Origin of the sequence: Nannocystis pusilla (assembly GCF_020073745.1) — a bacterium.
GTDB lineage: Bacteria > Myxococcota_A > Polyangia > Nannocystales > Nannocystaceae > Nannocystis > Nannocystis radixulma.
This window is the reverse complement of record NZ_JAIRAU010000043.1, coordinates 437,177-459,577: the sequence shown is the minus strand read 5'-3', so window position 1 is coordinate 459,577 and position 22,401 is coordinate 437,177. Positions and strand designations below refer to the sequence as shown.

The 22,401-nt window shown below is 72.1% G+C and carries 20 protein-coding genes; 12 read left to right on the top strand and 8 right to left on the bottom strand.

The features are described from left to right. Positions 1-82 precede the first annotated feature (82 nt). The gene (locus tag K7C98_RS31360; protein ID WP_224195485.1) at positions 83-1,300 is read left to right on the top strand and encodes a DUF4215 domain-containing protein; all 1,218 of its coding nucleotides are present in this window, start codon (positions 83-85) and stop codon (positions 1,298-1,300) included. Positions 1,301-1,330: 30 nt separating this feature from the next. On the opposite strand, the gene K7C98_RS31355 is transcribed toward K7C98_RS31360, so the two are convergent. After that, on the bottom strand, positions 1,331-2,065 hold the full coding sequence (locus K7C98_RS31355) for a hypothetical protein (protein ID WP_224195484.1): 735 nt from the start codon (positions 2,063-2,065) through the stop codon (positions 1,331-1,333). Between the two features lie 112 nt (positions 2,066-2,177). Between K7C98_RS31355 and K7C98_RS31350 the strand changes: the two genes are divergently transcribed. After that, positions 2,178-2,951: a DUF72 domain-containing protein gene (locus tag K7C98_RS31350; RefSeq protein ID WP_224195483.1), complete on the top strand. Its 774-nt coding sequence runs from the start codon at positions 2,178-2,180 to the stop codon at positions 2,949-2,951. A gap of 129 nt (positions 2,952-3,080) precedes the next feature. Continuing rightward, a complete protein-coding gene (locus K7C98_RS31345; RefSeq protein ID WP_224194750.1) occupies positions 3,081-3,311 on the top strand; it encodes a hypothetical protein in 231 nt (76 codons plus the stop codon). Here the strand turns inward: K7C98_RS31345 and K7C98_RS31340 are convergent. Then, positions 3,299-4,345, bottom strand: a complete 1,047-nt coding sequence (locus K7C98_RS31340) for an IS630 family transposase (protein ID WP_224194774.1) — start codon at positions 4,343-4,345, stop codon at positions 3,299-3,301. The genes K7C98_RS31345 and K7C98_RS31340 overlap by 13 nt on opposite strands. A 307-nt stretch (positions 4,346-4,652) precedes the next feature. Here K7C98_RS31340 and K7C98_RS31335 point away from each other — a divergent pair, with 307 nt between their 5' ends. Further along, a complete protein-coding gene (locus K7C98_RS31335) occupies positions 4,653-5,252 on the top strand; it encodes an alpha-ketoglutarate-dependent dioxygenase AlkB family protein (protein ID WP_224195482.1) in 600 nt (199 codons plus the stop codon). Between the two features lie 88 nt (positions 5,253-5,340). On the opposite strand, the gene K7C98_RS31330 is transcribed toward K7C98_RS31335, so the two are convergent. Further along, on the bottom strand, positions 5,341-6,486 hold the full coding sequence (locus K7C98_RS31330; protein ID WP_224195481.1) for a PQQ-dependent sugar dehydrogenase: 1,146 nt from the start codon (positions 6,484-6,486) through the stop codon (positions 5,341-5,343). A gap of 219 nt (positions 6,487-6,705) precedes the next feature. Between K7C98_RS31330 and K7C98_RS31325 the strand changes: the two genes are divergently transcribed. From K7C98_RS31325 to K7C98_RS31315, 3 genes are all read left to right on the top strand, one after another. After that, positions 6,706-8,157 (top strand): thrombospondin type 3 repeat-containing protein, encoded by a 1,452-nt coding sequence (locus K7C98_RS31325; protein WP_224195480.1) that lies wholly within the window; start codon positions 6,706-6,708, stop codon positions 8,155-8,157. A 253-nt stretch (positions 8,158-8,410) separates the two neighbouring features. Beyond that, complete coding sequence (locus K7C98_RS31320; RefSeq protein WP_224195479.1) at positions 8,411-8,953, top strand: hypothetical protein; 543 nt, start codon at positions 8,411-8,413, stop codon at positions 8,951-8,953. Between the two features lie 464 nt (positions 8,954-9,417). Continuing rightward, positions 9,418-11,109 (top strand): N-acetylmuramoyl-L-alanine amidase, encoded by a 1,692-nt coding sequence (locus tag K7C98_RS31315; RefSeq protein WP_224195478.1) that lies wholly within the window; start codon positions 9,418-9,420, stop codon positions 11,107-11,109. Between the two features lie 83 nt (positions 11,110-11,192). Here the strand turns inward: K7C98_RS31315 and K7C98_RS31310 are convergent, their stop codons facing one another. The 5 genes from K7C98_RS31310 to K7C98_RS31290 form a co-directional block, all read right to left on the bottom strand. Further along, positions 11,193-12,023, bottom strand: a complete 831-nt coding sequence (locus K7C98_RS31310) for a hypothetical protein (protein WP_224195477.1) — start codon at positions 12,021-12,023, stop codon at positions 11,193-11,195. Positions 12,024-12,325: 302 nt separating this feature from the next. After that, positions 12,326-13,393: a hypothetical protein gene (locus tag K7C98_RS31305; protein WP_224195476.1), complete on the bottom strand. Its 1,068-nt coding sequence runs from the start codon at positions 13,391-13,393 to the stop codon at positions 12,326-12,328. A gap of 6 nt (positions 13,394-13,399) precedes the next feature. After that, a complete protein-coding gene (locus K7C98_RS31300; protein WP_224195475.1) occupies positions 13,400-14,347 on the bottom strand; it encodes a hypothetical protein in 948 nt (315 codons plus the stop codon). Positions 14,348-14,555: 208 nt separating this feature from the next. Beyond that, positions 14,556-15,035, bottom strand: coding sequence for a hypothetical protein (locus tag K7C98_RS31295; RefSeq protein WP_224195474.1), 480 nt, complete (start codon positions 15,033-15,035; stop codon positions 14,556-14,558). Further along, on the bottom strand, positions 15,032-15,412 hold the full coding sequence (locus K7C98_RS31290; protein WP_224195473.1) for a hypothetical protein: 381 nt from the start codon (positions 15,410-15,412) through the stop codon (positions 15,032-15,034). Before K7C98_RS31290 ends, K7C98_RS31295 begins: the two co-directional genes overlap by 4 nt. A 23-nt stretch (positions 15,413-15,435) precedes the next feature. Between K7C98_RS31290 and K7C98_RS31285 the strand changes: the two genes are divergently transcribed. From K7C98_RS31285 to mobA, 5 genes are all read left to right on the top strand, one after another. Then, positions 15,436-17,058 (top strand): NAD(P)H-dependent oxidoreductase subunit E, encoded by a 1,623-nt coding sequence (locus K7C98_RS31285; protein ID WP_224195472.1) that lies wholly within the window; start codon positions 15,436-15,438, stop codon positions 17,056-17,058. Further along, the gene (locus tag K7C98_RS31280) at positions 17,055-18,536 is read left to right on the top strand and encodes a molybdopterin molybdotransferase MoeA (RefSeq protein ID WP_224195471.1); all 1,482 of its coding nucleotides are present in this window, start codon (positions 17,055-17,057) and stop codon (positions 18,534-18,536) included. The genes K7C98_RS31285 and K7C98_RS31280 overlap by 4 nt, the downstream gene beginning before the upstream one ends. After that, positions 18,533-20,548 (top strand): molybdopterin biosynthesis protein, encoded by a 2,016-nt coding sequence (locus K7C98_RS31275; protein ID WP_224195470.1) that lies wholly within the window; start codon positions 18,533-18,535, stop codon positions 20,546-20,548. Before K7C98_RS31280 ends, K7C98_RS31275 begins: the two co-directional genes overlap by 4 nt. A 24-nt stretch (positions 20,549-20,572) precedes the next feature. Next, positions 20,573-21,457, top strand: a complete 885-nt coding sequence (locus K7C98_RS31270; protein ID WP_224195469.1) for a DUF6929 family protein — start codon at positions 20,573-20,575, stop codon at positions 21,455-21,457. Positions 21,458-21,649: 192 nt separating this feature from the next. Next, entirely contained in the window at positions 21,650-22,330 is a 681-nt protein-coding gene (gene mobA / locus K7C98_RS31265; protein WP_224195468.1) for a molybdenum cofactor guanylyltransferase, read from the top strand. Positions 22,331-22,401: the final 71 nt, after the last annotated feature.

Here is a 22,401-nt window from a genome sequence, read left to right as displayed (position 1 = left end):
CCCGCAAAGGCACGCTTGCGACGCGCTCCGCAGGACGGTTTCATGCGAGCAGCCCATGACATCCGCTGCGCGACGCTGCTTGGTGCTCCCCCTGCTCGTCCTCGCCTGCGCCAGCGGGGAGGATCCGTCGGTCTCCGGCTTCGGCCCGGGGACGGCGCCGCCGGCGACGATGGCCTCGGCGCCGGGCGACTCGACCGGCGCGCCGACGACCAGCGGCACCAGCGAGGGCACGTCCGAGACCGGGTCCGACACCGACGCCGGCGGTACCGAGCCGGCGACCACGACCTCGACTCAGATGACCGAAGGGACAGGTTCGATGTGTCTCCCGGGCACGCTGTTCTGTCCGTGCGACGTCGGCGACACCTGCAACGCCGGCATGTCCTGCATCGACGGTCAGTGCCTGCCGCACGACTGCGGCAACGGGATCGTCGAGGCGACCGAGGAGTGTGACGACGGCAACGACGTGCTGACCGACGCCTGCATCCCCGGCTGCAAGGCGGCCAGGTGCGGCGACGGGGCGCTGCACGACGGCGTCGAGGAGTGCGACCTCGGGCCCGCCAACCTCGACACCGGCGCGTGCAAGACCGACTGCAAGCTCGCGGTGTGCGGCGACGGCTTCATCGGCCCCGGCGAGACCTGCGACGACGGCAACATGGCCGACGACGACGCCTGCACCAACGCCTGCGCCCCGGCCGGCTGCGGCGACGCCATCGTCCAGCCCGGCGAGGAGTGCGACGACGGCAACGCCGACAGCAGCGACGCCTGCCTCGCCTCCTGCAAGGCCGCCAAGTGCGGCGACGCCACCGTCCAGGCCGGCGTCGAGGAGTGCGACGACGGCAACGGCGGCGACAACGACGCCTGCCTCAACAACTGCAAGGCCGCCAAGTGCGGCGACGGCGTGTTGTGGGCCGGCGTCGAGGAGTGTGACGACGCCAACGCCAACGACAACGACGGCTGCAACAACAGTTGCAAGAAGGTCGCCCAGTTGGTCGGCAGCTACAACGTCCACGACGGCCCGAACTGGGGCGCCAACCCGCCGACCTACACCTGCAAGGAGGCCTGCGCCCTGATCTTCGGCGGCGCCGCGGGCCAGTACACCTGCTCGATCAACCCAGCCGCCCCCACCGGCCAGGCCTTCATGAGCGGCTACGCCGACTCGCAGTTCTGCTACGCCCCCAACAGCGACAACTTCAAGCTCAACAGCTTCTACAACTGCGGCCTGTTCGGCTGCTCCTACTCCGCCTACGTGTACGACAACTGCTGGCAGGGCACGAGCGTCAACTACTGCTGGAAGCTGTGACGCGGCGCCGCCGGCGACACCCGCGAGCGCTCACGGCACGTAATTGATCGTCAGCGAGGTCGCGAAGTCGCCGAACGCGTGCTCCCAGATCGCCATCGTCAGCGCCGGACCGACCGCCTTGAACACGTAGACCTCGCCGCCGTACTCGGTGAGCGCGGCCAGCAGGCGGTAGCCGGGGTCGTTGTAGCGCTCCGTCGAATCCGGCGCGACCGGGGCGACGTAGGTCCCGGCCATGTCGACGATGTCGATCTTCAGCGGCCCGCGGACCATCTCCTGCACCCGCACCGCGTCGTCGGCGAGCGGCGCTCCGGAGGCCGTGGTGAACTGCTGGCGCCACTGACGGATCTGCGCATTCGGCTCGAGCTCCGGCGACGCCGAGCGGACGATCTCCAGGCGCGCCTCGCCGCCCGGCCCGGGCAGCACGAAGCTCGGCCGCTCGTCGGGCGGCAGGGCCGGCCCCGCGGTCCATTCGACCGGCACGCGGAATTGCAGCCGGTCGAGCGCCTCGACCCGCGTGCGCCCGCTGATCTTCGCCTCGGACGGATTGATGGCGGGACGGGGGACCCGCGGATTCATGCCCGGCGGCGGCGACGTGGTCGGCGGAAACGGGTCCTTGTACGACGAGGCCTTGGTGTCGATCGCCGCGACCAGCGCGTACGGATCGACCTTCTTCTCGTCCTTCGTCTCTCCCGCCACCTCCGGCTGACGCTGGCAGGCCGAGATCAGCGCCGAGCCGGCGACGAACACCACGAGTGCGCGGGACATCACGGTCGATGCATAGCAAACGACCGCCGGCCGACAACCAGACGCGACCGCTCGCAGCCGGCGCGCGGGCGGCGGTTGCCGGCCCCGCCGCCTGTGATAATGCGAGTGGCAGATGTTGTGGATCGGCACCTCCGGCTGGCAATACCGCGACTGGCGCGGCCGCTTCTATCCGGGCGAGCTGCCGCAGGCGCGCTGGCTGGCGCACTACGCCGCGGCCTTCCGCACGGTCGAGCTCAACAACAGCTTCTACCGCCTGCCCGCCGGCGACACCTTCGCCGGCTGGAACCACGACACCCCCGAGGACTTCGTGATCGCCGTCAAGGCCAGCCGCTTCCTGTCGCACATGAAGCGCCTCGCCGACCCGGAGGAGCCCGTCGCCCGGCTCCTCGCGCATGCGCGCCGGCTCGACGACAAGCTGGGACCGGTATTGCTGCAGCTGCCGGCGACGATGGCGCGAGCCCCCGAACGCCTGGCGCATCTCCTCGACGTGTGGCCCGCCGCGCCCCGCCTGGCGATCGAGTTCCGCCACGCCTCGTGGTTCACCCGCGACACCTTCGCCGCGCTGAAGCGCCGCGACGTCGCGCTCTGCCTCACCGACGTCGACGGCCGCCCGCAGGGCCCGCTCGAGCGCACCGCCGACTGGGGCTACGTACGCCTGCACCGCGGCACCGCCGCGCCGCGCCCGTGTTACGGCGACACCGCGCTGGCCTCGTGGCTCGCGCGGATCTCCCGGCTGTACAGCGACCGCCGCGACGTCTTCGTCTACTTCAACAATGACCCGGGGGCGTGCGCCGTCGCCAACGCGGCTCGCTTCGCTCACCTCGCCGACGCGGCCGGCCGGGCGCGCACCCGGACCCCGGCGCCGCGCGCCGTCCGACCCGGCTAGTACACCCGGCCCGAAGTTCTCCAGGGGTTGCTAGGCCCTCTCAGAGAGGGTCCAGCCGAAGTTACCGAGGAGCAGCTCGAGCAGCTCGTCGCGGGAGGCGCGGAAGGGGGTTGGTTCCCAGCGCCCGGTGTGGGTAGCCATCTCGAGTTGCCACAAGTTGGCAGCGAGGCGGCGCAGGCGCGCGTGCAGGACCGGATCGTCGGCGGGGCCGGACTCGAGGGTGATGAGAGGGGCGCGATGCCGGACGCGGATGTGTGCGAGGCCCTGGTATTGGCGCAGGAACTGCTCGACAGCGCGAGCATCATCGTCCGTTTTCGCAGCGGTGTTGCGGCTGGTGCGTGGGCGGCTCATGCGGCGTGATGCCGCTGAGTTTGGACGAAGTGGCCACGAAAGGTCCAGTTGAACGGGTGGGCTTCGTCGCGGTTCCAGCGGCGGATGAAGGCCATCACGGCGCGGGGCAAGGCACCGGCGCAGGGAAAGTCGGCGCAGCGAAGGACACGGCGCTGCAGCAGCGAGAACCAGATCTCTATCTGGTTGATCCACGAGGCGTGAATCGGCGTGTACACGAAGTGGAAGCGGTCGCCGTGGCGCTGGTTGAAGCGGACCCAACGGTTGTCCGAGCCGTCATAGTGGATGTTGAGGTTGTCCCAGACGATGTAGACCTGGCCGGTGGGATAGTTGCGGGCGAGGGCTTCCATGAAGCCCACGAGATCCTCGGCCCGCCGCTGCGGCTTGCACTCACCCAGAACCCGGCCGGTGCGGACGTCGAAGGCTGCGATCAGCGACGACGTGCCGCGGCGGACGTATTCGAACTCGAAACGGCCCGCGCGACCGGGTGCGGGGAGCTTGCTGGGGAATCTCCGTCCGAGCGCCTGCATGCCGGTCTTCTCGTCCACGCAGAGCACGTGAGCTCCGTCGGGAGGATGATGGTAGAGGTCGCAGATGCGCTGAACTTTGCGGCAGAAGTCGGGATCGGGGCTGTGTAGCCAGAGCCTCATCTTGTGCGGCCGGAAGTCCTCGTTGCGGAGGATTCGCCCCACCTCAGATACGCTGAGGCCAATACCTGTCTCATGAAGCAGGCGCCTCGCCAACGTCGCGTACGTCCACGTCGTACGCGTCTGCAGGCCGTGGTTGGCAGGCTTGTCACAGGCGAGCTTGATGAGCTCGCAGCGTGCCGCCGGCGATATCCGAGCAGGTCGCCCACTTCGAGGGCGATCCTCGAGCGTCACGACCCGCCCATCACGCGCGAACCGCCCACGCCACACTCTCACCGTATCCACGTGGCAACCCAAGCTGCGCGCAATATCCTGGTTTGAGTGCCCCTCGGCGGCGAGCAGCACGAGCTTCGCCCGAAGGACGAGGCGTGCCTCGGCGCGCCCACTCCGAGCGAGCACCTTCAACTCCTCACGGACCGAAGGCGCCACACGAAGCCGTTGCGCTCGCGGGCCTGACACATCGACGAGATCGTTTTCGCGCCTCGTCTATTCCGCCGCCTGTATCGCCTTCGCGATGGATCCAGTTAGATCCAGGACGGAGCAGCTCGCAGGAACCCATGGAGAACTTCGGGTCGGCTGTACTAGCGCCCGTGAAACGCCGTGGAACGCGCGCCTGACGAGCCGCTCGCGGCCGGGCGGCTCCGCGGCTACGATGTCGTCTCGCGCGGTCGCCTTTCGTAGCCATCTGCCTTCAGGGACATGTGACATGAGCCAGGTCCGGATCATCGACGACAGCGACGGCGCGATCGTCGAGTATGCCTCCGAGTTCCTCGCCGCGGGCGACCGCTCTGCCCTGCTCGCCGAGCTGACGCAGGCGCGCGACCGCTTCGACCGCGACCGCGTGCTCATGTACGGCAAGACGATCGACGCACCGCGCATGGTCTGCGCATTCGGCGACGACGGCCTGCATTACCGCTACGCCGGCGTCGACCGGACCACGCACCCGTGGCCGCCGCACCTGCGGGGCGCTCGCGACCGGATCGCCGCGGTCTGCGGCCACCCGTTCAACTACGCCCTCGTCAACCTCTATCAGACCGGCGACGACTACATCGGCTGGCACGCCGACAAGGTCAGCGACCTCGTGCCCGGCTCGAGCATCGCCAGCCTCAGCCTCGGCGCGGCGCGCCCGTTCCAGCTGCGACACAAGAGCAGCGGCGCCGCCCACGAGGTGATGCTCGCGTCCGGCAGCCTCCTTGTCATGCGCGGCACCTGCCAGCAATTCTATAAACACTCGCTGCCGCGCCGGCGCGGCGTCACCGAGCCGCGCTTCAACATCACCTTCCGCCACGTGCGCAGCGACGGCTGAGGGCGCGGCGATTTTCGGCGCACGCGCGGCCTCTCACCGCCACACGAGCGCGTGCCGCCGGCCTCGTCGAGGCGCGCCGCGATCGCGGCTACGTGCCGGTCGGCGCCAGGCGCAGCAGCCTCGCGTCCTCGCCGTCGGTGAGCACGTACACCAGCCCGTCGGGTCCCTGCGCGACGTCGCGGATTCGCCGGCCGAGGTCGGTCAGGAGCCGCTCCTCGCCGACCACCCGGCCGTCCTCGATGTCGAGGCGATTGAGGTGCTCGAGCACCAGCGCGCCGACGAACAGGTCGCCCTGCCACGCGGGGAACGCGTCACCGGTGTAGAACAGCGCCCCGCTCGGCGCGATCGACGGCACCCAGTAATAGAGCGGCTCGACGATCCCGGGCGCGCTCGATTCGCCGCTGCCGACCGGCGTCCCCTCGTAATTGACCCCGTAGCTGACGCGCGGCCAGCCGTAGTTCTTGCCCGCCTCGGGGAGGTTGACCTCGTCGCCGCCCTTCGGCCCGTGCTCGACGATCCACAACGCCTTGGTGTCCGGATGGAGCGCCGCCGACTGGATGTTGCGATGTCCGTAGGACCAGATCTCCGGCAGCGCGTCCGCCTGGCCGACGAACGGGTTGTCGGCCGGGGCCGAGCCGTCGGGGTTGATCCGCACCACCTTGCCGAGGTGATTGTCGAGCGTCTGCGCCATCTCGCGGGTCTCCTCGGTGAAGCGCTCGCCCAGCCCGACGAACAGCGGCCCCTCGGCGGTCACGGCGATCCGCGAGCCGAAGTGCTTGGCGTTGGCGAAGGTCGGCAGCTGGCGGAAGATCACCGAGACGTCCTCGAGCCGCGGCGTCCCGTCGAGGCGCAGCGTCGCCGCCGCCACGCTGGTGCCCGAGCCGCCCTCGCGCGGCTCGGCGAACGACAGGTAGATCCGGCTCGAGGTGGCGAAGTCGTGCGCCAGGGCCACGTCGAGCAGCCCGCCCTGGTCCTCCGCCATCACCTCCGGCACGTTCGCCAGCGGCTCCGAGAGCGCGCCGTCGGCCCCGACGATCCGCAGGCGACCTGGCTTTTCGGTCAGCAAGATCCGCCCGTCGGGCAAGAACTCGAGCGCCCACGGGCGGTCGAGGCCGACGACCACCTCCTCGACCCGGAACTCCTCCGTCTCCGCCGGTGTCGGCGCGTCGGTGGGCTCGCTGCGCGAGGCGTGGCAGGCCAGAAGCAGGACCAGGACGACAGGTGTGGCGCGCATCGAAGACCGTCTCGACCGAGCATTTTTTTGAAGAACCGGCGCAGCGGCAAGCGCCAGCCCGTCCCGTCGCTCCCAGCGCCTCCCCGCGCCCGGACCCGGGCCGCGCCCGCCGGCTGCGGCGCATGCGCGTACAGCGGTCCGAATTCGGTCCGATCGCCAGGCCCTCCCAGGCCCCCCGAGCGTGAGCCGCCGGGCCGGGCTCGCGCGACTCCAGCGTTCATGACCACTCCTCTCCACCCGCCACCACGCCGGTTGCTCGGCGCCGTGCTGCTCGCCCTCGGCGCGTGCATTCCCGCCGAGCTCGACCCGATCGACACGGACAGCGCCACCGACCCCGGCGGCACCGTCGATCTCGAAAGCAGCGGCGGCACCGCCGGACAGACCTCGAGCCCGAGCACGAGCGCCGACCCCACCGACGACGGCACCGCCGGCGAGCAGCCGCTGCCGGGCTGCGACGAGCCGGTCCAGAGCTGCGAGATGGACGTGGACCGCGACGGCGTGATGTTCCACTGCGACAACGCCCCCGATCACTTCAACCCTGACCAGTCGGACGTCGACGGCGACGGCTTCGGCGACGTCCTCGACCGGTGCCCGATCTTGCCGGGCGACCACCCCACGGCCGACAGCGACAGGGACGGCATCGGCAACGACTGCGACCTGTGCCCGCGCGCGCCCGCCAATTACAACGACGGCGACCCGAACATCCCGGAAAAGATGAAGGTGCGCAACATCCCGCAGGTCGAGGACAGCGACCACGACGGCATCGGCGACGCCTGCGACAATTGCGTGCGGACCCCCAACTGCCAGGGCTACGGCGACGGCCTCGATCCGTTCGAGCTCGGCGACCCGATCGATCGCGAGGCCATCGATTGTCAGGCCGACGTCGACGGCGACCACGTCGGCGACGCCTGCGCCGGCACCATGTTGCCCGGCGCGGCCGGTCCGGTCGGCATCGGCCCCGACGACGACTTCGATCAGGACGGCCTCACCAACGACGAGGACGCTTGCCCGCGCCAGCCCGTGACCCCGCAGGCGTGCGACGGCGCCGGGGACTGCCCCCTCGGCGCCGGCTGTCGCAATGGCCTGTGCGGCCACGCCGACAGCGACGGGGACGGCATCGGCGACATCTGCGACACCTGCCCGTGGGGCAAGAACCCGGCGCAGATCCAGATGGGCCAGGCGGAGGAGGACGATGAGGACGGCGACTTCGTCGGCGCCGCCTGCGAGACGCACAACACCGCCACGGCCATCCCTGACCCGCGCCCGTTCGGCTTCTACGACCTCAGCGCCAACGGCTACTGCTGCGTCCGCCTCAACCCGGCCGGCACCGTCGTCGACCCGGACGGCAGCACCGTCCCGCTGCCCGCGAAGGTCCTCGCGCGGCCGGGGATCGTCGAGCTGCCCCTCGGCTGCACGCAGGAGGGTCAGCCGCTCGACGGCACCGTCGACCTCGCGACCTTGTGGGCGAGCTTCTGCCTGTTGCCGCAGTGGGACCAGGACTTCGACGGCATCGGCGACGCCGCCGACCTGTGCGTCCACGCCTTCGACCCCGCCAACACCCTCTACGTCGACGACGAAGACGTGGAATGGGAGCACTACGGCAAGTACTGTCGGGGTGACTACAGCCCCGAGCACCTCGACCCGGCGATGATGTGCCTCCCCGGCGCCTGAGCCGCCTCAGGTCCGCCGCGTCACTTCCGACGGAGGCGAAGCAGACCTGGCCTTTAGGCCAGATCGTCCCCGCTCGACAGGCACGTCTGATCTGGCCTTTCAGTCAGGCCAGGCGACGCCCCGGACACCTACTTCGCCGACGGCCGCGCAACGCCATCCCCGGCGCTCCGGTACGGCCGCTCCGAAGTTCTCCTCGCGTTCCACCTGGGTTCACCGGGTGACACTTTGCGACCCTCGCGGTGTTGGATCCGCCATGCCCCACCGAGTCATCTTCTCCACGCTCTCGCTCCTCGTCGCCTGCGGGTCCCAGGACAGCGACAGCACGACCACCAGGGCCGAGGAGCCCAGCGTCGCCGAACTCGCGGCCTGCGACGAGCACGACCTCGAGCTGATCCCCTTCATGGGTCCCGCCTTCGACGACAACGGCGTCCTCCTCGCCCCCCTGCCCGTGCCGCACATCGTCGCCACCACTGCGGGCTGGCACACCCCCGAGAACCGGGACGCCGTCGTCAGTCACAACGCCCCGCCGATGATGGATGTCTTCACCCACGACGGCCTTCTCGGGGCCAGCTTCGCCTACTCCGAGGCTTGCGGAAGCGCCCGGACCATGACCCTCTGGCGCGACGAGGCCGCGCGGAAGAAGTTCGTGTTCGGCGAGGTCCACAGCGCCGCGATCAAGAACGGCCTGAAGTACACCAGTGGGTGGGAGACCACCCACTATACCGAGTCCGCCGCCACCGAGCCTCCGAGCTGGGACGCCCTCAGGGTCCGACTCGCCGACGTCCGCCGCGAGTAAGGCGTGCCTCGACGCGATCGTGGTCGGCGACGTCCCTCGAGAGATGTCCCCGAAGACAGGTCTGCGAGTCGGCCCGCCGCGCATTTCCCGGCAGCGGAGGGCCTGCCTCTTCGGGCACTGCAAAGGGCGGCCCGGCAGCGCGCTGCGCACCTCCGAGCCTGCGCAGACAGGAGTAACGACCGTCGGAGTTTCGATCATCGAAACCGCGGAGGTCCGCCGTGAGGTCGTCGCGACGCCGCCCGATCGGTCGAGGACGGCCCGCCAGCGGCTCCTCCGCCGCGTTAGCGCGGTTCGCGGTGCGCCGGCCCTCTTGCGCGAGCGAGCGAGCGACGGTAAGGACGATGCTGTCATTGTGATGGGCCGACTCCGCCCACCCGGAGCAGCGACCGACCGGTCGCCGCTCTGCGCGTGAGGACATGTCTCTACGCGCACCGTCCCACCTGGCCGCAACCGAAGGTTTTGCCATGACCATTCGCCCGCTCCGCATCCTGACCAGCCTCGCACTCCTCGTCCCCGCCTGTTACGACGCTGACCAGCCCGCCGCCGACGACGGCAGCGCGGGTGCGGACGAAGGCGACGAATCCACCCCCGAGCCGCAGGACGACGGCGACAGCGACAGCGACGGCGAGGACGTGCCCGAGATCGACCCCGGCGCGCAGTTCGGCGGTCTCGACGACGAGTTCCGCGACGCCGCCGACGAGTTCGACGTGCCGATGCCGATCCTCCAGGCGATGAGCTTCGCCGAGACGCAGTGGCAGATGATCGTCGGCGAATCCGAGTTCGACGGCCAGGAGCCGGCGTACGGCATCATGGCGCTGCGCGGCGAGCACCTCGGCCTCGGCGCGGGGCTCCTCGACGCCAGCCTCGACGACGTCAAGAACGACCGCCGCACCAACATCCGCGCCGCCGCCGCGGTGCTGCGCAGCTACGCCGACGACCTCGAGTTCGACCGCGCCGACCTCGGCGCGTGGGCCCCGGCGATCGCCGCGATGACCGACATCACCGTCGAGGACGCGCTCGTCAGCTACATCCACCACGACGTCTACGGCGCGATCCAGGGCGGCATCGCCGTGCAGGATCGGGCGGGCGCCACCGTCGCCGAGCTCAAGTCCGAGGCCCACGTCATCCCCGACTTCACCGCCCCGAGCAACCCGACCCTCGCCCCCGGCCCCGACTACGCCGGCTCGATCTGGCGCCCCTCGCCGAACTACAGCTCGCGGCCCGCGGGCACGGCCGGCCAGGTGAAGATGGTCGTCATCCACAGCTGCGAGGGCAACTACTCCGGCTGCTGGGGCTGGCTCAACAACTCCCAGGCCGGCGTCAGCGCCCACTACGTGGTCAAGGAGGACGGCTCGGAGATCTCCCAGCTCGTCAAGGAGTCGAACAAGGCCTGGCACATCGGCGCGACCTACGACTGCGACCTCAACGGCGGGAAGGAGTGCGGGCTCGAGGGCTACAACTGCAACAACTTCACTGTCGGCATCGAGCACGCCGGCTTCGCCAGCCAGCAGAGCTGGAACTCCAACCTCATCAACCAGTCCGCCAAGCTGACCTGCGACATCACCAAGGGCCACGGCATCACCCGCGACAAGTACCACATCGTCGCGCACGGCAAGCTGCAGCCGTACAACCGCACCGACCCGGGCCCGAACTGGCCGTGGACGACCTACCTCAACAAGATCAACGAGTACTGCGGCCAGGCGCCGGCGCCGAACCCGGACCCCGTCCCGACCGGTGAGATCATCGTCGACAGCAACGCGTCCAACAACGACCCGGCCAAGGCCAAGATCACCGTGTCCGCCAACTGGACCTCGTCGGCCAGCACCCCCGGCTACTACGGCAGCGGCTACTGGTTCGCCAACACCTCGCCGGTGTCCGACGGCGCCGAGTTCTCGTTCTACCTCGCCGCCGACGCCACCAAGACCATCGACGCCTGGTGGACCGCCGGCACCAACCGCTCGGCCGCGGCCCCGTTCGTGGTGTTCGACAGCGCCGGCACCAAGCTCGGCACCGTCAACGCCAACCAGCAGGTCAACGGCAAGAAGTGGAACCAGCTCGGCTCGTTCAAGTTCAAGAAGGGCTGGAACAAGGTCGTCCTGTCCCGCTGGGCCGCCGAGGGCTTCGTCGTCATCGCCGACGCCATCCGCGTCCGCTGATCTGAAGGACATGCCCTGAAGGCCAGGTGCTCCGCGGAGCGCCTGGCCTTTCGCGCTTGTGCGGGCGCCTCAGCCCCTGTCCCTCAGGCCAGGCGCTGTGGCCGCCCCAGCCGCGCCCGCAGCGCCGGCTCCTGCACGACCACGTGGCTGGCGCCCATGACCGCGAACACCCGCTCGCCGCGCCGCACCTGCGCCGTCAGCAGGTCGACCACCCACGCGTCGCGCAGCTCGCTGGTGCGCGCGCTGAGCACGTTGGTGAACGCGGGAGGCCGGGTGAACACCGGGTCGAACCACGCCTGCGGCACCTCCGACCAGTGGCGCAGCGCCGGCAGCAGCCGCGCGCAGGCGGCAGCCAGCTCGTCCGGCGTCGCCGGCCCGGCGATCTCCGTCGCCTCCGAGAAGTAGCGCAGCACCTCGGCGAGCCGCGCCGCGTCCATCGCCGCGCCCGTCCGCTCGCGGTGCTGCGGCACCTGGCGCAGCACGAAGAACAGCTTGATCTGCTCGTCGGCGAAGCCGGACGCCCGCAGCGCGCGCACCTGTTCGCGCAGCGGCGGCTCGATGCTGGCGATCGGCACCGCGTCGCGCCGGGCCAGGAATCGCAGCAGGCCCGACTCGCCGTACTGCGACACCGCCGCCGCGACCGTCGCCTCGGCCGGCGGATCGCCGCCCTCGTTGAACGCCAGCGTCGGCCCGAAGTCGAGCCAGCGCGCCTCGATCTCTGCGACCTGGCGATCGGCCGGGTCGAAGGTGTGCGCCGTCCCGAAGAACAGCAGCGCCCCGCGGCCGCGCGCGAATCGCAACACGTACGGCGTGTCGTGTTCGAGCGCGGCGTACTCCGCGAACGAGAGCAACCGCCCGCGCCGGCAGGCCGCGAGGGCGAGGAGGGCGAGCAAAGAGCGACGGAGGAGGAGCATGCGTCGCCCCGAGCAATCATCGTACCAGCGGTCGCGCCGACGTTTTCGACGCGCGGCCGGGCCCACCGCTGACGAGTTGTCCGCGTAGCACGAACGGCCTGGCCAAAAAGACATTCACGGAAAACCCAGCTCGGCAACGGCCCGCAGTGGGCGGCGTCGCACGAATCGTCGGACTCGCCCGGGCCGCAGGCGAGCACCAGCGCGACGGGGACGAGGCAGCGTCTCACGCCCGCAGCCTGGCATCACCCGCCGCTCCCGACGACGGCGGCGCCCGCAGGACGCCGCCGCCGCTGCGCCGTCGCTCACTTGAACTTCTGCGACGTCTTGGCCTGCTCGAGCGCGATCTCCTTGACCGCGGCGAACGACGTCGAGTTCGACGCGCCGTCGATCGCCTTGATCGCCAGGTCCTGGGCCTGCTTGAGCGCCGAGGCCAGCTGCTTCGACAGCTCGAGGATCTGCTCGTCCTGCTTCTTGCTGGCGGCCTCGAGCTCGTGGATCTTGAGGTCCTGGATCTTCTTCTTGCCCTCGAAGTCCTTCGAGGCCAGGTCCGCCGCGATCTTCGACTGCCGGCGCGCGATCGCCATGCCCTCGGCCTCGGCCTTGGAGGTGGCGGCCTCGAGCTCCTTCGGGTAAGCCACGGCCTTCGCCTTGAGCTCGGCGTACTCCTGCTCGCGGGTGGCGATCGCCAGCTCGCGCTCGTTCCACTGCAGCGTCTTGACCTCCTGCAGCCCGTCGAGCTCGGCCTGCAGCCGCTTCTTCTCCTGCGCCAGCGCGTCGGCGTCGGCCGTGCGCGCGCGCGTGGTCGCGTAGCCGTACTCCTCGGCCTCGCGCGTGCGCGCCAGCTTGCCGGCCGCGTCGGCCTCGGTCACCGCCCGCCCGCGCTCCTCCTGCTGCTTGCGCCAGCCGGCCTTGCGCGCCTCGAGCTCCTCCTCGACCTTGCGCTTGCGGGCCGCGAACGCCTCGTCGGCGGTGCGCTGGGTGTCGAGGTAGCGGCGGACCAGCTCGCGCGTGGTGTCGTCGCCGACCTCGATCGCGTGCAGCACCTTGAGGTGCTCGGTGTAACCGGTGATCTCCGCGCGGAGGCCCTCGAGGCGGCCCGACTCGCGGAGGAGCTGCTGCTGCAGCGCCGACGAGGCGTCGCCGAAGCGGGTGCGGATGCTGTCGAGGTCGCGGGACAGGTCGTCGAAATTCACGGCGGTGTTCTCCTGGGCGGGGGCGGACGGCGCGGCGACGACGGCCTCGGGCGCCGCAGCGGCGGCGCGGGCCGGCTTCGCGCCGCTGCTGTCCTTGAGTTTCTTCAGCTCCTCGGCCAGCTCGTTGTAGGCCTCGAGGATCTCCTGCTTGGTGCTCTTGCTGGTGAACGTCTTCATCGCGCCTCACTTCCTGGCCGAGGTGCCCTCGATCGCCTTCTGCGCCAGGCCCTGCGTCTGGGCCAGGGCCGCGGTCAGCTGCGCGTTGAGCTCGGCGATCTGGGCCCGCTGCTTCTCGATGCGGTCCTCGAGCGCCTTGATCTTGAGCTCGCCGACCTCGAGGTTGGCCGCGTTGTCGCGCGAGGCCAGCTCGGCGTCGACCTTGGCGTCGGCGCTGATCTTGACGATCACCTTCTCGCGCGCCGACTTGCCCGCGTCCTCGATCTCCTTGGCGTAGGCGGCCGTCTTGCCGCGCAGCGCCTCGATCTCGGCCGCCGCCGCCGCCAGAAGCTTCTCGCGGCCGTCCCAGTTCTTGTCGCGCTGCGCCTGCGTCTCCGCCAGCTGCCGCTCGAGCAGCCGCCGCTTCTCCGCGAACTCGTCGGCCACCAGCCGGCGCTGGCGCTCGATCTCGTAGGCGTACGTCTCCTCGTCGGCCTTGCGCTCCTTGGCCCGCGCCGCGTCGGCCTCGGCCTGCACGGTCGCCTTCTCCGCGTCCTCCTTGGCCCACGCCTCCTGCTGGCGGGCGATCTTCTCCTCGAGCTCGCGGACCTCGGCCGCGAACTTGTCCTCGAGCGCCTGCAGCCGCTTGGCGTCGTCCTGGTGCAGGATCTCGAGCGCCTCGGCGGCGATCCGCACGTGCTTCAGGTCCTCGACCCGCGCCGCCTCGGCCGCGATCGCCTTGCGCAGCTCGTCGAGCTTGACCGCCTCCGCCGCCAGCCGGTCGGCCAGGGCCTCGACCGCGGCGCCGAAGCTGACCTGCAGCTCCGCGAGCCCCTTGATGATGGTCTCGCTGGTGTACTGCGCGGCGCGCTCGACCGCCTCGCGCAGCTTGGCCCGCTCGGCCGCCTCGGCCTTCGTCGCGGGCTGTGCGGCCTGCTGCAGGTGCTTCTGCAGCAGCGGCGAGAAGCTCTTCAATACTTCATCTCTTGACTTCGGGACGATCACACTCGACACGTTCGACTCCTGGGCTGCGCACCCACGCGGGCAGCGATTGCGGGACCTTACCAGAGGCCCATCGCCTGGCGGAGATCACGCGAGGGCGGACCTGGTCGCGCTCGCGTTGCAGATGCATCGGTGCGCGTCGCCGCGCCGCCTCTGCGCGCGGATCTGAACGAAACGGCGTTCAGGATCGCCGCGAGTCTGGCCAGTACTCCCACCAATCGCGGTACGGCTGCAGGTCGACCTTGCCGCACAGGACTCGCGTCTCCGACGGCCGCAGCGTCGGCGTGAGCGAGCCGTGCGTCGGCTTCATCCCCGCGGTCGCGTCCTCGAGCTTGGCCCGTGGGAGGTTGATGAACGCCCGCCAGGCCCCCTCGTGGAGCACCACCAGCGAGTAGATCAGATCGTCGACCTCGGGCAGGTTCCGCAGCTGTCGCTCCGGCAGATTGAACTTCGCGCGCAAGGACCCGTCGGCGCCGGCCATCGCGGTCGCCGTCTTCACCTGGACGCGCCACAACGTGCTGTTCTCGTCCTGGACGACGAAGATGTCGCTGCCGACGTCGATCTCCGGGATCGCCACGTTGTACCCGCGCACGACGATATGCGACATGACGGCGAATTGGCCGCCCTTGCCGAGGTACGTCGTGTACTCGCGAGGAGTCATGCGGCGAAAGGTCTGGCGAGTTCGGTCCGCGTCACCGGATCGACGAGCACCACCCCGAGCTGCCGCAACTTCGCCGTCGGGAGTCCGGTGAGGACCAGCGCGATCTGCTTCCACATCTTGCTGTGGACGCGCTCGAAGTCCTCCTCCGATTCGGTCGCCACGTAGACCGACGGCGCGGCGCGCAGGTCCGGATAGGTGGCCTGGATCGCCCGCCGCGAGTCGCCGTCGAGCCCGTACGTCGCGCCCCGGATCGAGCGATTGACCTGGATCTTGATCGGCCCGCGCCGCGGCTTCGGCTGGTCGCTGGGCGTCGCCTTCTTGCGCGCCGCGCTCGCCATCGTGACAAAAACCGTACCGCCGGCCTCGTCGACGGTCAAGTGCGCTATCCTCCGCTGCGACGATGCGGTATCGGCCGCCGAGCATCATACAGCGCCTCAACGCCTTGCAAGCGGAGCACGGCTGGCTGCGTCACGACGACCTCGTCGCGCTGGCGCGCGAGCTCGGCGTGCCGCTGCACCGCATCGAGGGCGTCGCCTCGTTCTATCCGCACTATCGGCGCACGCCGCCCGCCGCGCAGCGCCTCGACGTCTGCCGCGACCTCGCGTGCGCCATGCGTGGCGGCGCCGACAGCCTCGTGCAATTGCGGGCCGGCGCTGCCGCGCACGAGGCCGCCACCGGCGAGCGCGTCGAGGTCTGCGAGGTCTCCTGCCTCGGGCGCTGCGACCAGGCGCCCGCCGTGCTCGTCGGTCACGACCCGTACTCGGGCGCCGCGGCCGCGCTCGCTGCCCTGCGCCGTCCTCCGGCGCACGACGACCACTCCCTCGAGGTCGCAGCCCGCTCCTATCGCGTCGATCCGTACGCGCGCCCCGGCGAGCGTTACGCCACCGTGCGCGCCCTCGCGGCCGGCGGCGTCGCGGCCGCCGAGGCCTTGCTCGCCGAGCTCAAGGAAGCCGGCCTGCGGGGCATGGGCGGCGCCGGCTTCCCCACCGCGCTCAAGTGGCGCACCGTCCGCGACGCCGCCGGCGACGAGAAGTTCGTCGTCTGCAACGCCGACGAGAGCGAGCCCGGCACCTTCAAGGATCGCGAGCTCCTCGCCAGCCTGCCGCACCTCGTGTGGGAGGGCATGATGCTCGGCGCCGTCGTGGTCGGGGCCCGGCGGGCGATCGTCTATCTGCGCCACGAGTACGAGCTCGAGCGTCGCGCCCTCGCGCGCGAGCAGGAGGTCGCCGCGCGGGTCGCCGCCGAGCTCGGCGTCGAGCTCGAGATCTTCGTCTCGCCCGGCGGCTACATCATGGGCGAGGAGACGGCCCTGCTCGAGGCGCTCGAGGACCGGCGCGGCGAGCCGCGCAACAAGCCGCCGTACCCCGGCGTCGCCGGCCTGTTCGGCCAGCCCACCCTGATCAACAACGTCGAGACCCTGACGATGGCGGCGGCGATCGCCGCGCGCGGGGCCGCCTGGTGGAAGGCCCAGGGCGTGCGCGGCTGCGCCGGCCTCAAGTTCGTGTCCGTCAGCGGCGACGTGGTCCGCCCCGGCGTCCACGAGGTCGCCACCGGCACCACGATCGCCGAGCTCGTGGCCCTCGCCGGCGGCGTCCCGGGCGGCGTCGCGGTCCAGGCCGTCATGCCCGGCGGGGCCTCGACCGCGTTCCTCACCGCCGACAAGATGGACACCCCGCTGGACTTCGAGCACCTGCGCCGCGCCGGCTCCTCGCTCGGCTCCGGCGCCGTGGTGGTCGTCGCCGAGGCCCGTGACATGCTCGAGCTCGGCGCCAACGTGACCCGCTTCTTCCGCAACGAGTCGTGCGGCAAGTGCGTGCCGTGCCGCGTCGGCACCGAGAAGGCCGTGGCCCTGCTCGACGAGTGGCTCGCGGGACATGCCCCCGAGGACACCCCCGAGCTGCTGCGCCAGCTCGACCGCACCCTCGGCCAGACCAGCATCTGCGGCCTCGGCCAGGTCGCCCTCCTCCCGGTCGTGTCGATCCTCGACCGCCTGCCGCCCACGCGCCCGCTGCGGAGGTCATGAGCCGCGCACCCCAGCGCCCGGGCCCGGCCCCCTCCCAGGCCGGCGGAGCGGACTATCCCTCGGGACATGTCCGCGAAGGCACCTCGGACGCCGCCCGTCGATCCGGCGCCCCAAGCCCTGCAGGACATGTCTCCGAGGACATCGTGACCGACCCCGCGGGACCTGCGCCCGCGGCCGGCGCCGGCCCTCTGATTAAACCTGCCCTCGGGGACAGCCCCGCCGATCCGCGCATGCGTGGCTTCCAGGCCCGCGCCGACCTGGCCGAGGCGCTCGCGCTGCTGCGCGCCCGCGCCGGCCCCTTGCCGGCCGAGTCGCTGCCGCTCGCCGCCGCCTTCGCCCGCGTGCTCGCCCGCGACGTCCTGGCCCCGATCGACGTCCCCGGCTTCGTCCGCGCCGCGGTCGACGGCTACGCCCTGCGCGGCGAGGACAGCTTCGGCGCGGCCGTCGACGCCCCGCTGGTCCTGCACGTCCGCGGGGACAGCCTGCCCGGCCGCCCCTATCCGGCGCCGCTCGGCCCCGGCGAGGCGGTGCGGATCGCCACCGGCAGCCCGCTGCCGGAGGGCGCCGACGCCGTGCTGCAGGCCGAGCTCGCGCGCGAGGTCGTGCGCGGCGGGCGGCGGCTGGTCGAGCTGCTCGGGTCCGTCCCGCCGCTGCGTCACATCGGACAGGTCGGAGAGGACATGTCGCGCGGGCAATGTGTGCTCGCGGCCGGCCGCCGGCTGCGCCCGCAGGACGTCGGCGCCCTCGCCTCGCTCGGCCTGGCGAGCGTCGACGTGGTCCGCCGCCCGCGCGTCGGCCTGCTCGTCACCGGCGACGAGCTCGTCGCGCCCGGCACGGTCCCGGGTCCGCACCAGATCGTCGACAGCAACTCGCTGGTGCTCGCCGGTCTGGCCGCCCGCGACGGCGCCGAGTCCTTGCCCCCGCTGCGCGCCCGCGACGGCGCCGAGGCCCTGCGCGCCGGCCTCGACGCCCTGCTCGCCGGCCCCGGCGACGTCCTGCTCGTCACCGGCGCCACCAGCGTGGGCCCGGAGGACCTCATGCCGCAGATCCTCCGCGAGCGCGGCACGCTCGACGTCCACGGTCTGGCGGTCCGCCCGGCCAGCCCCACCGGCATCGGCCGCGCGCACGACGGCCGCCCGGTGTTCCTCGTGCCCGGCAACCCGGTCTCGTGCCTGTGCGCCTACGAGCTGGTGATCGGCCCGCTCGTGCGCGCCCTCGCCGGCCTGCCCGACCCCTGGGCCTTCCCCCACCGCAGCGTCGAGCTCGTGCTCGCCCGCAAGATCGCCAGCAAGGTCGGGCGCACCGACTTCGTCCGCGTGCGCCGCCGCGGCCCCGACCAGGTCGAACCGGTCGCCACCAGCGGCGCCAGCAACCTCTCCTCCGCCGTCCTCGCCGACGGCTTCGTCCTCGTCGACGCCGACAGCGAGGGCGCCGCCCCCGGCGAGCGCGTCCGCGTCCACCTCTTCGACCCGCCGTGACCGAGCAGCGTCAATTCCTTCAGGTCGTCGACCCCGACGTCGCGGTCGCCCGCTGGTGGGCCGCCGCGCGACCTGTCCCGTTGGCCAGCGAGGAGCTCGCGCTCGCCGACCTGTGCGGCCGCGTCCTCGCCGAGGCCGTCGCCAGCCCGCGCGACGTCCCCGGCTTCGACCGCAGCAACGTCGACGGCTACGCCGTGCGCGCCGGCGACACCTACGGCGCCGGCGAGCTCGCCCCCGCGCGCCTGCGCCTGCGACCCGAGGTCGTCGTCCCGGGTGTCCCTCCGGACATGACCCTCGGACCAGGCGAAGCCGTCGCCATCGCCACCGGCGGCGCCGTCGTCCGCGGCGCCGACGCCGTCGTCATGGTCGAGGACACCGACGAGGAGAGCGGCATCCTCCTGGTCCGCCGCCCCGTCGTCCCCGGGGCGATGATCGCCGTCGTCGGCGGCGACATCACCCGCGGCGAGGTCGTCCTGCGCCCCGGCGTGCGCCTCGGCCCGCGCGAGACCGCCGTCCTCGCGGCCGTCGGCCGCGCCGCCGCCCGCGTCGTCCGCCGCCCGCGCGTCGGCATCCTCTCCACCGGCGACGAGCTCGTCGCCCCCGGCGGCCGGCTTTTGCCCGGCCAGGTCCACGACTGCAACCAGACCTTCCTCGCCGACAGCGTGCGCGAGCTCGGCGGCGAGCCGCTGGCGCTCGGCGTCGTCGGCGACGATCCGGCCGCGCTCGACCTGGCCCTGCGGACAGCCCTGCACGAGCGCCGCTGCGACGTCCTGCTGCTCAGCGGCGGCACCAGCAAGGGCGCCGGAGATCTCAGCGCCGCCGCCGTCGCCCGCCTGCCCGGGCCCGCGCCGGCCGAGCCGGCCGTGTGCGTCCACGGCGTCGCCCTCAAGCCCGGCAAGCCGCTGTGCCTCGCCGTCACCGCCGTCGGCGAGCAGCGGGTCCCGATCGCCGTCCTGCCCGGCTTCCCCACCTCGGCGCTGTTCACCTTCCACGAGTTCGTCGCCCCGCTGCTGCGCGCCCTCGCCGGCCTGCGCGCCGCCGCGGCCCCGGCGATCGCCGCCACCCTGCCGCACGACCTCGCCAGCGAGCGCGGCCGCCGCGAGTACGCCCTGGTCCAGCTCCTCGCCGGTCCCAAAGAACATGCTCTTGAGAGCATGTCCGTCGAGGAAGGCCCTTTAAAACATGTCCCCGAGGACACGCTCCCGATCGCCCTGCCGACCGGCAAGGGCTCGGGCTCGGTCACCGCGTTCTGCCGGGCCGACGGCTTCATCGCCGTGCCGCGCCAGACCGAGCGCCTGCTCGCCGGCGCGGCGGTCGAGGTGCGGCCGATCGACCGCGACGCCGCCGCCCCCGACCTCGTGATCGCCGGCAGCCACTGCACCGGCCTCGAGCGCCTGGTCGACCGCCTGCACGCGCAGGGCCTGACGGTCCGCCTGCTCGCCCAGGGCAGCCAGGGGGGCCTCGCCGCCGCCGCCCGCGGCCTGTGCGACGTCGCCCCGATCCACCTGCTCGACCCCGACACCGACGAGTACAACCGCGCCTTCGTCCCCGACGGCTGCGACCTCGTACCCGGCTACGGGCGCATGCAGGGCCTCGTCAGCCGCAAGGACGACCCGCGCTTCCCCGACCCCGTCGCCGGCGCGCGCTTCGAGCTGCCCGCGTGCGTGCGCGACCCCGAGGTGTTTTTGGTCAACCGCAACCGCGGCAGCGGCACGCGGCTCTTGCTCGACGCGCTGCTCGGCCCCGGGCCGCGCCCGTCCGGCTACTCGCACGAGGCCCGCTCGCACAGCGGCGTGGCCGCCTGCGTCGCCTCGGGCCGCGCCGACTGGGGCGTAGCGATCGCCAGCGTCGCCGACGCGGTCGGCCTGCGCTTCGCCGCGATCCGCCTCGAGTCGTACGACTTCGTCATCCCCCGCGCCCGCCGCCCCCGCCGGGCCGTCCAGCTGTTCCTCGCCGCCCTCGCCGACCCCGAGGTCCGCGCCGACCTGCGGGCCGCCGGCTTCGTGCTCTGAAAAACCTGCCCCAAGAGACACGTCATGCCGCCCGCGCCGCTCACGCTCCACCACCTGCGCGACCTCGACCTCTCGGCCGCCAGCGGGCTCGTGCGCCGCGGCGGCTGGTCGTTCGTCGTCGCCGACGACGACCTCGAGCTCCACGCCTACCCGGACGTCGGCCCGCCGCGCCGCTTCCCCCTGCGCCCGGGCGCCCTGCCGCGCGACCCGGCCGCGCGCAAGCGCGACAAGCCCGACTTCGAGGCCCTGTGCCCGTGGGACAGCGCCCTGCTCGTGCTCGGCTCCGGCTCGCGGCTGAACCGTCAGACAGGTGCGATCGTCCATGTCGCCGAGGACATGTCTTATGCGACGTGCTCCGAGTTCTCGCTGGCCCCGCTGCACGCCGCGCTCGCCGGCCTCGTCCCCGAGCTCAACCTCGAGGGCGCCGCGGCGTGGGGCGACCACCTCGTGCTGCTGCAGCGCGGCAACGGGGCCGGCAACCGCAGCGCCGTCGTCCGGCTCGACCGCGCCGGCGTGGCCGCGGCCGTGCGGGCGCGCGCCGCGTGGACCGCCGACCTCGTCCGCGACCTCGCCTTCGTCGACCTCGGCGACATCGAGGGCGTGCCGTACAGCGTCACCGACGCCGCCGCGCTGCCCGACGGCGGCCTGCTGCTCACCGCGGCCGCCGAGGACACGCGCGACACCTACGCCGACGGCGCCTGCCTCGGCTCGGCGCTGATCCGCCTCGACCCGCCGCACAGGGTCACGTGGCACCGCGCGCTGCCCGGGCGGCACAAGTTCGAGGGCGTGTGGGCCGAGCCCGACGGCGACGGCGTGCGCGTCGACCTCGTCGCCGACGCCGACGACCCGACCATCCGCGCCCCGCTCTACACCTGCCGCCTCGATCCCCGCAGCGGCGCCGCGCGTTGATCGCTGCGCTCTCGGCTCGCTCGCCGAGAGTCACGCTCGCGTCGATCGGCCCGCGATCGTCAGTCGTCGTCTCGCCCCCGCGTCGAGCGTCCGCATCCGCCGCCGCGCGATCCCCTGGCGTGAAGCCACCCGCGCACGCGCCGGCTCCCTTGCCAACCCCTGCTGCCCCTGTCACCCTCGCCTCCGGCCGCCATGTCGTCCGACGCCACCATCCGTTCCTGCGGCGCCGTCGTCCTCGCGGGCGGTCGTTCGTCCCGCATGGGCGCGCCCAAGGCCCTGCTGCCGTGGCGCGGGCAGCCGTTGCTGCTGCACGTCGTCGACGTCCTGCGCGAGGTGTGCGACCTGCCGATCGTCGTCGTCGCCCAGACCGGGCAGCCGTTGCCGCCGCTGCCGCCCGAGGTCGTGCTGGCCTACGACCCGCCCGAGTTCGACCACGGCGGGCCGCTCGTCGGGCTGTTCGCCGGCCTCGGCGTGCTCGTCGCTCACCGGGCCGAGTTCGCCTATCTCAGCGCCTGCGACACCCCGTTCCTCAGCGCCGACTACGTGCGCCTGCTGGTGCGCCGGCTCGTCGACGAACCTGGCCTCGGGGGCATCTTGCCGTTCGACGCCCCGGCCTCGGGCGACCCTGCCGACCGCCACTTCCCGCACCCGCTCGCCAGCGCCGTGCGCGTCTCGGCCGCGCATGCCGCCGCGGCCGAGGTCCTGGGCAAGCAGGGCAGCCGCCCGCTCTTCATGTTCGACCGCCTCGGCGCCCGCTGGCTCGACTCCGCCGAGCTGCCCGACCGCCGCGTCCTCCGCACCTGCAACACCCCGCAGGAGTACGAGGAGGCGCTCGCCCTCGACCACCAGGGCGGCGACGCGAGTGGGTCGTGATCACCCCGCAGCGCCCGCCTGCCACCACGGCCCGCGGTACGGCGCTCCGCCCCCGACGCGCGTTCGCAACG